The following is a 12,457-nucleotide window of genomic DNA, read 5'->3' as shown; positions in this document are numbered from 1 at the left end:
GTTCACTCTCCTCATCGACGTGAGGACGAAGGTACCGCTCGTGAGCGATCAGCGTTCGACGGCGTAGGCGAGTACCCCGGGCCCCGTTCCGAGCACCCCATTCCGAACGCCCCGCTCGGGAGTCCCATACTGCGAGTGCCTGACTGCGGGAGCCCCGTCCGAGCACCCCGCGCCGAGTGCCCCGCGCGGAGTCCCAGACTGCGGGTGCCTCACTGCGAGTGCCCCGTCCGAGCGCCCGGCTGCGAATCCCCGACTGCGAGCGCCCGGCTGCGAATCCCCGACTGCGGGTCCCCGACTGCAGGTCCCCGCTGCGAGTGCCCCGCGCGGAGTCCCAGACTGCGGGTGCCTCACTGCGAGTGCCCCGTCCGAGCGCCCCGCGCCGAGTGCCCCGTCCGAGCGCCCCGCGCCGAGTGCCCCGTCCGAGCACCCCGCGCCGAGTGCCCCGCGCGGAGTCCCAGACTACGGGTGCCCCGTCCGAGCGCCCGGCTGCGAGTGCCCCACTGCGGGTGCCCGACTGCGGATACCCGCTGCGAGTGCCCCGCGCGGAGTCCCAGACTGCGGGTGCCTCACTGCGAGTGCCCCGCGCCGAGCGCCCGGCTGCGAGTGCCCCACTGCGAGTGCCCGACTGCGGGTACCTCCTCCGAGTGCCCGACGCGGGTCCCCAGGCCAAGTGCCCGATCCCAGTACCCAGCCCCGGCTGCGGGTGCCCGACTGCGGGTCCCCGCTGCGAGCGCCCCGCCCGAGCGCCCGACCGCGAGTGCCCGCCCCAACTGCCCGCCTGCGGGTAGCTGCTCCGAGTGCCCGGCGCGGGTCCCCAGGCCAAGTGGCCGATCCCAGTGCCCGGCCCCGGCTGCGGGTGCCTCCGAGTGCCCGGCCGCGCGTGCCCGCTAGGAGTGTCCCAGTTCCGCAGTTTCCTCGTCGCCCGCGTCCGGGACCGAACCGGAGTCCGGGGACGGGCGGAGCGGGAAGGGGTCCACCCTCGTCTCGTCGATCACCGGCGGGGCGGGCTGGGGCGGCTTCGGCATGACCGCCGCCTCCGAGTGGCCCCCGCAGCCGTAGGCCAGGGAGACCACCCGGCCGTCCGCCGGCGAGAACTCGTTGGCGCAGACGCCGAAGGCCTGGCCGAGGGAGCCGCCGATGCGGGTGAGGAAGCCGCAGCTGACGCAGGCGGCGGGGGCGGCCTGCGCCATGGGGGTCTTGGGGCCGAACGCCTCCTCCCAGCGGTCGGCGGCGATGTGCAGGCCGTAGCGGGACAGGACGCGGGCGCGGCGCAGGCCCAGTTCCTCCGCGACGGAGGCGATCGAACCCCGGGCGGGGACCACCGGCTGTACGGCCGGGGCGCCCGGGGTGACCTCGGCGTCCTCGGCCTCGGCCAGCTCGGCCATCTCCGCGGAGACCGGGGAGTCCACCGGGGGCTCCTCCCCGCCGGTGTAGCCGGGCTCCAGGCGCAGGTCCTCCTGGTCGGTGGGCAGGAGGTCGCCGGGACCCATGTCGCCGGGGCGCAGGCGCTCGCTCCACGGCACCCACTCGGGGGCGAGGAGGGCGTCGGGGCCGGGGAGGAGGACCACCTCGTCCAGCGTCACGATCTTCGCGCGGGAGGCGCGAGCCACGGTGGCCGCCCAGCGCCAGCCGCGGTAGCCCAGCTCCTTGCACTCGAAGAAGTGCGTGACGACGCGGTCGCCCTCCGACACCAGGCCGACGTGTTCGCCGACCACGCCGGGTGCGGCGGCCTCCTCGGCTGCGGCTCGGGCGAGGTCGACTGCCTCGGCGCACAGGCGGTCGGGGGTGCGGCTTCGCGTGGTCGCTGCGCTCACAGGTATCGCTTCTCTCCTACGCCGTCTCAACGAGTGCGCCGGCCTCCGGCGGCGGAGCGGACGGAGCGGACCTGTGGGCCGCATCGACGTCCGCGTCCGATCGCGATCGGGCGCACCTCTTCCATCCATTCTGCGGGATGGCTGAGATACGCACGCTACCTGCTCGCGTGCGCTCGGCCTACACCGACGGGAGTTTCCCCTCCGCTCCCGCCGACTCGCTTGGCTTCAAACCGCACTATCGGCTGCCTTCTCGGGGCACTATGAACCACGTGGCAGCCGCACGGACGACCGAGGGCGCCGCCCGAGTCGGCGGCGCCTTCCGCGCGGTCGGCCGGGCCCTGCACTTCCCGGTGACCGGTACGGCGCGCGGCATCCGCAGGGCCACGCACGCGCACGGGGCGGGCGAGTCGGGGCTGGGCAAGCTGATCGAGCTGCACGCGGTGAACGGTGCCGGGGACGTCATGGTCACCGTCGCCCTCGCCTCGACCGTCTTCTTCTCGGTGCCGACCGACGAGGCCCGTGGGCGCGTCGCGCTGTATCTCGCGATCACCATGGCGCCCTTCACCGTCCTCGCGCCGGTGATCGGGCCGCTGCTGGACCGGCTGCCGCACGGCCGCCGCGCGGCGATGGCGGCGGCCATGCTGGCCCGTGCGCTGCTCGCGCTGATCATCTCGGGGGCGGTGGCGAGCGGGAGCCTGGAGCTGTATCCGGCGGCGCTGGGCGTGCTGGTGGCGTCGAAGGCGTACGGGGTGGTCCGCAGCGCCGTGGTGCCCCGGCTGCTGCCGCCGGCCTTCTCGCTGGTGAAGGCGAACTCACGGGTGACCCTGGCCGGGCTGCTGGCCACCGGTGTGGCCGCGCCGATCGGGGCGGGGCTGCACGCCGTGGGCGATCCCTGGCCGCTCTACGGCGCCTTCGTGATCTTCGTGGCGGGGACGTTCCTGTCCTTCTCGCTGCCGAGGAAGGTCGACTCCGCCAAGGGCGAGGACGTGGCGCTGCTCGCGGCCGACGGGGCGCATCTGCACGGCCCGCACCGCAAGCAGCAGCAGGCCAAGCGGCCGGGGCTGCGCACGGTCGGCCCGGCCGTCACGCACGCCCTCGGCGCCAACGCGGCGCTGCGCTGTCTGTCCGGCTTCCTGATCTTCTTCCTCGCCTTCCTGCTGCGCGAGCACCCGCTGACCGGCGAGAGCGCGGCGGTGTCGCTGGGGATAGTGGGTGTCTCGGCGGGCGCGGGCAACGCGCTCGGCACGGCGGTCGGGGCCTGGCTGCGGTCCCGCGCGCCGGAGATCATCATCGTGACGGTGGTGGCGGTGGTGCTGGGTACGGCCATGGTGGCGGCCGTGTTCTTCGGCGCGTTCCTGGTGGCGTGTCTGGCGGCGGTCGCCGGGTTCGCGCAGGCCCTGGCCAAGCTGTGCCTGGACGCGCTGATCCAGCGGGACGTGCCGGAACTGGTGCGCACCTCGGCGTTCGCCCGCTCGGAGACGCTGCTCCAGATGGCCTGGGTGTTCGGCGGGGCGGTCGGCATCGTGATGCCGCTCAACGGCACGCTGGGCCTGGGTGTGGCCGCCGCGCTGGTGGCCGCGGGCTGGCTGGGGACCCTGCGCGGGCTGCTCGGCTCGGCCCGGCAGGGTGCCCGGACGCGGGCGCGAGTGGCGTAACGAACCGGGCACGCCGCACCCCGCGTGGGGAGCGGGCCCGGGCTGCCCGATAGCCTTCGGCCATGACCACGATGCAATCCGCTGTGCGACGCCGCCGCGCCGTCGCCGCCGCCGGCGCCGTTTCCGCCGGACTGCTGCTGCTCTCGGCCTGCGACAAGCCGACGCCGATCGCGACGATCACCGTCGGTACCAGCTCGGTCAACTCCGAGGCCACCTGCTACAACGACGGCAACGCCCTGGACACGGCCTCGCTGGCGAAGTGCATCAAGAACCCCGACATCAAGTCGATCAAGGTGGACACGGAGGAGACGGTCCGTTTCGGCGTCGACCCGAAGATCGCCGACAGCGGCTGGACGATCCTGATGAACGGTCAGCCGCTGACCGACTCCAGCAAGAAGACGTACCGCACGATCCCCGGCAGCGTGTTCTTCAACGCGCAGTACGGCGCGCAGGGCGACACGACCACGGTCGCCCTCAAGATGGGCGACAAGACGGTCAAGGGCCTGTGGTCCTTCAAGCTGAAGAAGGCCGCCTGACCACGTCCCCGGTACGGGTGCTGGTCGCCACCGCGGTTCCGGTCGAACGGGACGCGGTGGCGGAGGCGTTCACGGCCGGCGCCGCGGTGACGGCCGACATACTGGCCGTCGGGGTCGGGCCGGCCCTGGCCGCCGCCTCCACGGCGACCGCCCTCACCACCGCCGCCCTCACGGGCACCCCCTACGACCTCGTCGTCTCCGCGGGGATCGCCGGTGGCTTCCTTCCCGGCGCGCCGCTCGGCTCGCTCGTCGTCGCCGACGAGATCACCGCCGCCGACCTGGGCGCCGAGACGCCCGACGGCTTCCTCCCGGTCACCGAACTGGGCTTCGGGACGGTCACCCATCGTCCACCGGAATCACTCGTACGAGCCGTGGCCGACGCGACCGGGGCCCGCCCCGGGACCGTACTCACGGTGTCCACCGTTACCGGCACGGCCGCCCGCGCCGCCGACCTGCTCGCCCGCCACCCCCGGGCCCTCGCCGAGGCCATGGAGGGTTTCGGGGTGGCCGAGGCGGCCGCCGCGCACGGCGTGCCCGTGCTGGAGATCCGCGCGGTCTCCAATCCGGTGGGCCCGCGCGACCGCGCCGCCTGGCGCATCGGCGACGCCCTCGCGGCCCTCGCCGAGGGCTTCGGGAAGCTTGCGCCCACCCTGGAGAGTTGGAACCGACATGACCACTGAGCCGCTGCGGATCGCGTACTCCCCCTGCCCCAACGACACGTTCGTCTTCGACGCCCTGGCCCACGGCCGGGTGCCCGGGGCGCCCGCGCTGGACGTCACCTTCGCCGACATCGACATCACCAACGGCATGGCCGAGCGCGGCGAGTTCGACGTACTGAAGGTGTCGTACGCGGTGCTGCCGTACGTCCTCGGCGAGTACACCCTGCTGCCCTGCGGGGGCGCGCTGGGCCGGGGCTGCGGGCCGCTGGTCCTCACCCGGGAGCCGGGGGCGGACCTCACGGGCCGTACGGTCGCGGTGCCGAGCGAGCGGTCGACGGCGTATCTGCTGTTCCGGCTGTGGGCGGCCGACACGCTGCCCGGCGGGGTCGGCGAGATCGTGGTCATGCCGTTCCACGAGATCATGCCGGCCGTGCGGGACGGCAAGGTCGACGCGGGCCTGGTCATCCACGAGGCGCGCTTCACGTACCAGAACTACGGTCTGCACAAGCTGGCCGACATGGGCGAGCACTGGGAGCGCACGACGGGCCTGCCGATCCCGCTGGGCGCGATCATCGCCAAGCGGGCGCTGGGGGCGGACACGCTGCGGCTGCTCGCGGCTTCCATCCGGACGTCCGTCCACGCGGCCTGGGACGACCCCGAGGCCTCGCGCCCGTATGTCATGGAGCACGCCCAGGAGATGGACCCGTCCGTGGCCGACCAGCACATCGGTCTGTACGTGAACGAGTTCACCTCGGACCTCGGCGAGGACGGGTACGCGGCGGTGCGGGGCCTGCTCACACGTGCGGCGGCCGAGGGGCTGGTACCGCCCCTCGGCCCGGACGCGCTGAGTTTTTCCTGATCCGGAGGATCTGGATGATCTGGATGATCTGGACGAGCTAGACGTCGAGCTGGTCGGCGACCGCGCGCAGCAGGCCCGCGATCTTCTTGCCGGAGGTCTTTTCCGGGTAACGGCCCTTCTCCAGCATCGGGGTGATGTTCTCCAGGACGGTCGTCAGGTCCTGGACGATGGAGGCCAGCTCGTCCGGCTTCTTGCGCGTGGCGGCCGCGACCGAGGGCGTGGGGTCGAGCAGGATCACGGAGAGTGCCTGGTCACCGCGCTGCCCGGCGACCACGCCGAACTCCACGCGCTGTCCCGGCTTGAGGACGTCGACTCCGTCGGGGAGGACCGAGGAATGGACGAAGACGTCACCGCCGTCGTCGCGGGAGAGAAAGCCGAAGCCCTTCTCGCCGTTGAACCACTTGACCTTGCCGGTGGGCATGTCTGTCCTCGTCCTCGTACTCGTCGGAAAGTTGCTCGGAAAACAGCTCTGGAACGGCTCTTGATAGCACTCGGGCGGGTCGACCGTGACCCGCCGGTACCAAGGCTAATGGTCTTCACGCGGGTGACAAGACGTCACCCGGTTGTTCCTTCGCGCTGGGAACTACCCTGGTCCGGTGCGTGACAAAACCCAAACGAATTCCGCCGGCCCCGGTGACGGACTGATCCGTGCCGGCGCCGTCCTGTTCTTCATCGGTGCGGTGGCCACACTCGTCACCGTGGCCCCGCTGTTCCTCGGCGCGAAACCATTTCCCGCCTACATGTACGGCCTGTGCATGCTGATGGGCGTCGGCTTCCTCGTGGCGGGCGCGGGAGTGCTGCGGTCGGTGGCCGCGGGGCGTCGTCAGGCGCGCGGGGCCCGGTAGGCATCCAGCCAGAGCGGGAACGCCAAGAGGTCGTCCAGGACGACGTCCGCGCCCGCGGCGCGCAGTTCTTCCGATGCGCAGGGGCCGGTGGCGACGGCCACGGAGAGCGCTCCGGCGACGCGTGCTCCCCGTACGTCCCCCGTGTGGTCGCCGACGTAGACGCTCGCGCCGTGCTCGCGCAGGGCCTCGGCCTTCTGCTCGGCCCACAGGTCGCCTATGACCGCGTCGGGCTCGATGCCGAGGTGGCTCAGGTGCAGCTCGGCGTTGGGCTCGTACTTGGCGGTGACCACGATCGCGCGCCCGCCGGCCTCCCGTACCGCGGCTATCGCCTCGCGGGCGCCGGGCATCGCGGGGGTCGCGGCGATGGCGAACGCCGGGTACATCTCCCGGTACAGGTCGCTCATCGGCGCGATCCGCTCGGCCGGGAACCAGTTGACCAGCTCCTCGGCGAGCGGTGGCCCGAGCCGGGTGACCGCCAGATCGGCGTCGATGTACGTCCCCGTCCGCTCCGACAGCGCCTGGTAGCAGGCGCGGATGCCGGGACGGGAGTCGATCAGGGTCATGTCGAGGTCGAAGCCGACGGTCAGGGCGGGTGGGGAGACGGTCATGGGGGCCATTCTGCCCGGGGCCCGGCGGCCGATACCGGCGGCCACGGGGTCAGCGCTGTCGTTGTGAGCGCCAGACCAGGTAGAGGGCCGAGGAGATCGCGGCGCCCCGGACGACCCAGGGCCAGGTCTGGGTGAGGGCGTCGTTCATGTGGCCCTGGGCGATGGGGGTGCCCCAGCGGCCGTCGTCGCGGCCCCACAGCCAGGCCAGGCCGGCGGCGACCGCCAGTCCGGGCAGGCCCATCACGGCCCACTTGGTCTCCGCCGGGGTCAGGCGCCGGGAGCCGTAGGCGATGACCCAGCCGAGGAGCAGCGCGAACCAGTTCCCCAGCACCGCCCCCACGACCAGGGCGGCGGCGGCCAGCAGCAGGAGGGGGTTGGTCCAGCCGGAGGCGGGGCGGGGGGCGGTCCGGGGGCGCGGCCGGCGCAGGAGACCCCGGCGGCGGGGGGCGGCGGGGACCGCGTCGGGGTCCGTGGCGGCTTCCACCGGGTGCCGGGGGTCCCTCGCGTCCCCCTCGGGCTCCGCCTTCTCCGTCCCGGTCTCGTTCCGCGGGGGGCGCTGGAGCAGTTCGGGGATCTCCACGCCGCCGACGAACCCCGGCACGCTGTCGCCGACGCCGAAGGGGCTGCTGTCCACCCGCCACCAGTCGGGCTGGGTGGCGCTGTCCCCGAGTTCGTGCGTGCTCGCCAGGTGGGGCGGGGAAGGGACGTCCCCGGGCGCGGGGGGCGGGTCGGCGGGGCGGGGGCGCGGTACGACCTTGCGCAGCCCCTTCGGGCGGTCCACGGTCTTCGGCTCGCGCTGCGCCGGCACCGCGGCGGGCGGCGGCTGCGGCCCCTGCCCGGTGCCGCCGGCCGCCGCGACGACCTCGTCCGGGGTGCCCAGCCGGGCCAGGATGCGGCGCACGGCGGCGGGACTGTCGACGGTGGCCTTGGCGCGGCTGCGGTCGATCTCGTTGCGCAGCTCCGACACCAGGCGCATGCGCACGGCCGACGACAGCTGCCGCTGGTGGGCCACGTCACCGACGCGGCTCAGATACTCGAAGACGACCTGGTCGCTCTCGATCCCCACGAAGTCCCTCCGGGGGTCTGGCGGTTGAAACCCCGTGGTCGAAGGTACCGGAAGGACGGGAACGGCAGCCGGGGGCCGCCGCTCCCGGGCCCCCGCCGCACCCACCCGCTACCGTTGGCGGGATGAGCACCGAGGACAGGCCAGCGGCCCCCCGCTCCCTCGCGGAAGCGCTCCGCGCCAGGGACGACGCCTCCCTGGCCGCACTCCTGCGCAGTCGCCCCGACCTCATCACCCCGGTCCCCACCGATCTCACCCAGCTCGCCACCCGGGCCGGCACCCGGGCCTCGGTGCTGCGCGCCCTGGAGCGCCTGGACCGCTTCGCCCTGCAGACCGCCGAGGCCCTGGCCGTGGCCCCGGAACCGGCGACGTACCCGGCCCTCCTGGGGCTGATGGCCGGTGACGCCGGTGGTCCCGCCATCGCCGCCGCCCTCCCCCGCGCCCTGGCCACCCTGCGCGAACAGGCCCTGGTGTGGGGCGACGACGAGCGGCTACGGCTCGTCCGCACCGCCCGCGAGCTGCTCACGCCCGCCCCGCAACACCCCTCCCCGACCGGTCTGGGCCCGTCCGTGCAGGAGGCCACCGCGGGCATGTCGCCGGGCCGGATCCAGGAGATCGTCGCCACGGCCGGGCTGCCCTCCACTCATGACTCGGTCTCCGCGGTGGCCGCGCTCACCGCTCTGTTCAGGGACCGGACCGCCATGGCCGCGCTGCTCGGCGGGGCGCCGGCCGAGTCGCGGGAGGTGCTCTCCCGGCTCGTGTGGGGGCCGCCGTACGGGCAGGTCACCGCCGACCCCGCCGCCCATCTGCGCTGGCTGCTCGACCGCGGTCTGCTGCTGCCGACCGCGCCCGGCACGGTCGTACTGCCCCGGGAGGTCGCCCTGCACCTGCGCGCGGGCCGTGCGCACCGCGAGCCGGAGCCCCTGCCGCCCGCCGTGGAGCCGGCCGCGGCGCACCGTCCACAGGTGGTGGACGCGACGGCGGCCGGGCAGGCGTACACCGCGCTGGCCACCGTCGAGGAGCTGCTGAAGGACTGGGACGAGGGCGGTCCGGCCGTGCTGCGGGCCGGCGGGCTGAGCGTGCGGGACCTGAAGCGGACCGCCGTCGCCCTGGACGTGCCGGAGCCGGTCGCCGCGTTCTGGGTGGAACTGGCCTACGCGGCGGGCCTGCTCGCCTCCGACGGCGAGGCAGACGAGCGGTACGCCGCCACCCCCGCCTACGACGAGTGGCTGGAGCGGCCCCCGGCCGAGCGCTGGGCGCGGCTGGTGGAGGCGTGGCTGCCGGCCACCCGGACGTCGGGGCTGGTCGGCGGGCGGGACGCGAAGGAGCGGGCGCTGTCGGCGCTGGGGCCGGGGCTGGACCGTTCCGCCGCGCCGGAGGTACGGCACCGGGTCCTGACCCTGCTGGCCGGGCTGCCGGAGGGGGCCGCGCCGTCGCCCGGTTCCGTCCTGGCCCGGCTGCGCTGGGAACGTCCGCTGCGCGGCCCCCAGACGGATGACGACCTGCGCTCCCGGCTCGCCCGCTGGACCCTGTCGGAGGCGGAACTGCTCGGTGTGACGGGACGCGGAGCACTGTCCACACACGGCCGCGCACTCCTGGGAGCGCCCCCGGGCCCGGTCCCGGGCACCCAGGGCACAGGCTCGTCGGCCACCGCTGCCGAGGACGGCCCCGGTGACAAGCTGCCCGTCCACCACCGCCCCGTGGCCCCGCCGGAGCCCCTGGCCCCGCCCGAGCAGGCCGTCGCCGCGGCCGCCGCCGCCCGGCTGCTCGCGCCGCTGCTCCCGGAGCCGCTCGACGAGGTGCTGCTCCAGGCCGACCTGACGGCGGTGGCCCCCGGCCCGCTGCGGCGCCCGCTCGCCGAGGTGCTGGGGGTGCTCGCGGACGTCGAGTCGAAGGGCGGCGCGACGGTCTACCGCTTCACGCCCGCCTCGGTACGGCGCGCCCTGGACGCCGGCCGCAGCGCCTCCGACCTGCACGCCTTCCTCACCGCCCACTCCCGCACCCCGGTCCCGCAGCCGCTCGCGTACCTGATCGACGACGTGGCCCGCAGACACGGTCATCTGCGGGTGGGCGCCGCGTCGGCGTACGTCCGCTGCGACGACGACGCCCTGCTGAACGAGATCCTCGCCGACAAGCGGGCCGTCGCCCTGCGCCTGCGCCGCCTGGCCCCGACGGTGCTGGCCGCGCAGGCCGACCCCGGGACCCTGCTGGAGGGCCTGCGCGCGATGGGCTACGCGCCCGCCGCGGAGTCCGCCGAGGGCGATGTGCTGATCACCCGTGCCCTCGCCCACCGCACCCCGCCCCGCACGGCCCCCGCACCGGTCCCGGACGGCCCGCCGCCGCCGGACAGCACGCTGCTGGCCGCGGCGATCCGCGCCATCCGCGCGGGCGACCTGGCGGCCACCGCCCCGCGCAAGCAGACCGGCACCCCGGCGCCGGGCGGCGACCTGCCGCGCACCAGCTCCGCCGAGACCCTCGCCACCATGCAGGCGGCGGTCCTGACCGGCGAGGCCGTGTGGATCGGCTACGTCAACGCCGAGGGCACCGCGAGCCAGCGCGTCATCGCCCCCATCCGCGTCGAGGGCGGATTCGTGACGGCGTACGACCACACGGCGGACGAGGTACGGACGTATCCGCTGCACCGGGTGACCGGGGTGGCGGAGCTGGCGGAGGACTGACCGTCCCGCCCACGCCCGGCGGTCGGCTCTCCGGCCCTGATCATCCGCTGATGAGGCACACTGGACGTTTGGCCACGCGGAAGGGATGTGCGTACGTGAATGGTCCGCTGATCGTACAGTCCGACAAGACCCTGCTCCTGGAAGTCGACCACGAGCGGGCCGACGACTGCCGTAGGGCCATCGCGCCGTTCGCCGAGCTGGAGCGGGCGCCGGAGCACATCCACACCTACCGTGTGACGCCGCTGGGGCTGTGGAACGCGCGGGCGGCGGGGCACGACGCCGAGCAGGTCGTGGACGCGCTGGTGGAGTACAGCCGCTATCCGGTACCGCACGCGCTGCTCGTGGACATCGCCGAGACGATGGACCGGTACGGGCGGCTGACCCTCAGCAAGCACCCGGCGCACGGGCTGGTGCTGACCACGACCGACCGGCCGGTGCTGGAGGAGGTCCTGAAGTCCAAGCGGATCGCCCCGCTGGTCGGCGCCCGGATCGACCCGGACACCGTCGCCGTGCACCCCTCCGAGCGCGGGCAGATCAAGCAGACGCTGCTGAAGCTGGGCTGGCCGGCCGAGGACCTCGCCGGGTACGTCGACGGCGAGGCGCATCCCATCGAACTGGCCGAGGACGGCTGGGCGCTGCGGCCGTACCAGAAGCAGGCGGTGGAGAACTTCTGGCACGGCGGGAGCGGAGTGGTCGTCCTGCCCTGCGGTGCCGGCAAGACGCTGGTCGGGGCCGGGGCGATGGCGCAGGCCAAGTCGACCACGCTGATCCTCGTCACCAACACCGTCTCGGCCCGGCAGTGGAAGCACGAGCTGGTGCGCCGGACCTCGCTGACCGAGGACGAGATCGGCGAGTACAGCGGTACGCGCAAGGAGATCCGGCCGGTCACCATCGCGACGTACCAGGTGCTGACGACGAGACGGAAGGGCGTCTACCCGCATCTGGAACTCTTCGACTCCCGGGACTGGGGGCTCATCCTCTACGACGAGGTGCACCTGCTGCCGGCGCCCGTCTTCAAGTTCACCGCCGATCTGCAGGCGCGGCGGCGGCTGGGGCTGACGGCGACGCTGGTGCGCGAGGACGGCCGCGAGTCGGACGTGTTCTCGCTGATCGGCCCGAAGCGGTTCGACGCGCCGTGGAAGGAGATCGAGGCGCAGGGGTACATCGCGCCCGCCGACTGCGTCGAGGTCCGGGTCAATCTGACCGACTCCGAGCGGCTGGCGTACGCGACCGCCGAGACGGAGGAGAAGTACCGGTTCTGCGCGACCACCGCGACCAAGCGGAAGGTGACGGAGGCGATCGTCCGCCGTTTCGCCGGGCAGCAGATCCTCGTCATCGGGCAGTACATCGACCAGCTCGACGAGCTGGGCGAGCATCTGAACGCGCCGGTGATCAAGGGTGAGACGTCCAACGCGCAGCGGGAGAAGCTCTTCGACGCCTTCCGGGAGGGCGAGATCAGCGTGCTGGTGGTGTCGAAGGTGGCGAACTTCTCGATCGACCTGCCCGAGGCCACGGTCGCCATCCAGGTGTCCGGAACGTTCGGCTCCCGCCAGGAGGAGGCGCAGCGGCTGGGCCGGGTGCTCCGCCCGAAGGCCGACGGCCACCAGGCCCACTTCTACTCGGTGGTGGCGAGGGACACGATCGACCAGGACTTCGCCGCGCACCGCCAGCGCTTCCTCGCCGAACAGGGCTACGCCTACCGGATCGTGGACGCGGACGACCTGTTGACGGAGAGCTGAG

General features: G+C 73.8%; 11 protein-coding genes. 7 read left to right on the top strand and 4 right to left on the bottom strand.

Annotation, left to right across the window (positions count from 1 at the left end; genetic code table 11):
• Window positions 1-887: 887 nt before the first annotated feature.
• On the bottom strand, window positions 888-1,814 hold the full coding sequence (locus tag ACFYMM_RS19785; RefSeq protein ID WP_388388164.1) for a DUF3027 domain-containing protein: 927 nt from the start codon (window positions 1,812-1,814) through the stop codon (window positions 888-890).
• A gap of 269 nt (window positions 1,815-2,083) precedes the next feature.
• On the opposite strand from ACFYMM_RS19785, the gene ACFYMM_RS19780 reads away from it, so the two are divergent.
• From ACFYMM_RS19780 to ACFYMM_RS19765, 4 genes are all read left to right on the top strand, one after another.
• Window positions 2,084-3,469, top strand: coding sequence for an MFS transporter (locus ACFYMM_RS19780; protein WP_388388162.1), 1,386 nt, complete (start codon window positions 2,084-2,086; stop codon window positions 3,467-3,469).
• 62 nt (window positions 3,470-3,531) lie between these two features.
• Complete coding sequence (locus ACFYMM_RS19775) at window positions 3,532-4,005, top strand: DUF2771 domain-containing protein (RefSeq protein ID WP_388388160.1); 474 nt, start codon at window positions 3,532-3,534, stop codon at window positions 4,003-4,005.
• The gene (locus ACFYMM_RS19770; RefSeq protein ID WP_388388158.1) at window positions 3,975-4,685 is read left to right on the top strand and encodes a futalosine hydrolase; all 711 of its coding nucleotides are present in this window, start codon (window positions 3,975-3,977) and stop codon (window positions 4,683-4,685) included. Before ACFYMM_RS19775 ends, ACFYMM_RS19770 begins: the two co-directional genes overlap by 31 nt.
• The gene (locus ACFYMM_RS19765; RefSeq protein ID WP_388388156.1) at window positions 4,675-5,523 is read left to right on the top strand and encodes a 1,4-dihydroxy-6-naphthoate synthase; all 849 of its coding nucleotides are present in this window, start codon (window positions 4,675-4,677) and stop codon (window positions 5,521-5,523) included. The genes ACFYMM_RS19770 and ACFYMM_RS19765 overlap by 11 nt, the downstream gene beginning before the upstream one ends.
• A 37-nt stretch (window positions 5,524-5,560) precedes the next feature.
• Here the strand turns inward: ACFYMM_RS19765 and ACFYMM_RS19760 are convergent, their stop codons facing one another.
• Complete coding sequence (locus tag ACFYMM_RS19760; protein ID WP_388388154.1) at window positions 5,561-5,944, bottom strand: cold-shock protein; 384 nt, start codon at window positions 5,942-5,944, stop codon at window positions 5,561-5,563.
• Between the two features lie 175 nt (window positions 5,945-6,119).
• On the opposite strand from ACFYMM_RS19760, the gene ACFYMM_RS19755 reads away from it, so the two are divergent.
• A complete protein-coding gene (locus tag ACFYMM_RS19755) occupies window positions 6,120-6,368 on the top strand; it encodes a hypothetical protein (protein ID WP_388388152.1) in 249 nt (82 codons plus the stop codon).
• On the opposite strand, the gene ACFYMM_RS19750 is transcribed toward ACFYMM_RS19755, so the two are convergent.
• Together ACFYMM_RS19750 and ACFYMM_RS19745 are read right to left on the bottom strand one after the other, a co-directional pair.
• Entirely contained in the window at window positions 6,347-6,985 is a 639-nt protein-coding gene (locus tag ACFYMM_RS19750) for an HAD family hydrolase (RefSeq protein WP_388388542.1), read from the bottom strand. The genes ACFYMM_RS19755 and ACFYMM_RS19750 overlap by 22 nt on opposite strands.
• Before the next feature lie 40 nt (window positions 6,986-7,025).
• Window positions 7,026-8,042, bottom strand: coding sequence for a hypothetical protein (locus ACFYMM_RS19745; protein ID WP_388388150.1), 1,017 nt, complete (start codon window positions 8,040-8,042; stop codon window positions 7,026-7,028).
• A 122-nt stretch (window positions 8,043-8,164) separates the two neighbouring features.
• Between ACFYMM_RS19745 and ACFYMM_RS19740 the strand changes: the two genes are divergently transcribed.
• On the top strand, window positions 8,165-10,717 hold the full coding sequence (locus tag ACFYMM_RS19740; protein ID WP_388388148.1) for a helicase-associated domain-containing protein: 2,553 nt from the start codon (window positions 8,165-8,167) through the stop codon (window positions 10,715-10,717).
• Between the two features lie 95 nt (window positions 10,718-10,812).
• Window positions 10,813-12,456, top strand: a complete 1,644-nt coding sequence (locus tag ACFYMM_RS19735; protein ID WP_388388147.1) for a DNA repair helicase XPB — start codon at window positions 10,813-10,815, stop codon at window positions 12,454-12,456.
• Window position 12,457: the final 1 nt, after the last annotated feature.

Origin of the sequence: Streptomyces sp. NPDC006739 (assembly GCF_042869815.1) — a bacterium.
Classification (GTDB): Bacteria; Actinomycetota; Actinomycetes; order Streptomycetales; family Streptomycetaceae; genus Streptomyces.
The sequence above is the reverse complement of the archived record's forward strand: the minus strand, read 5'-3'. Positions and strand labels throughout refer to the sequence as shown.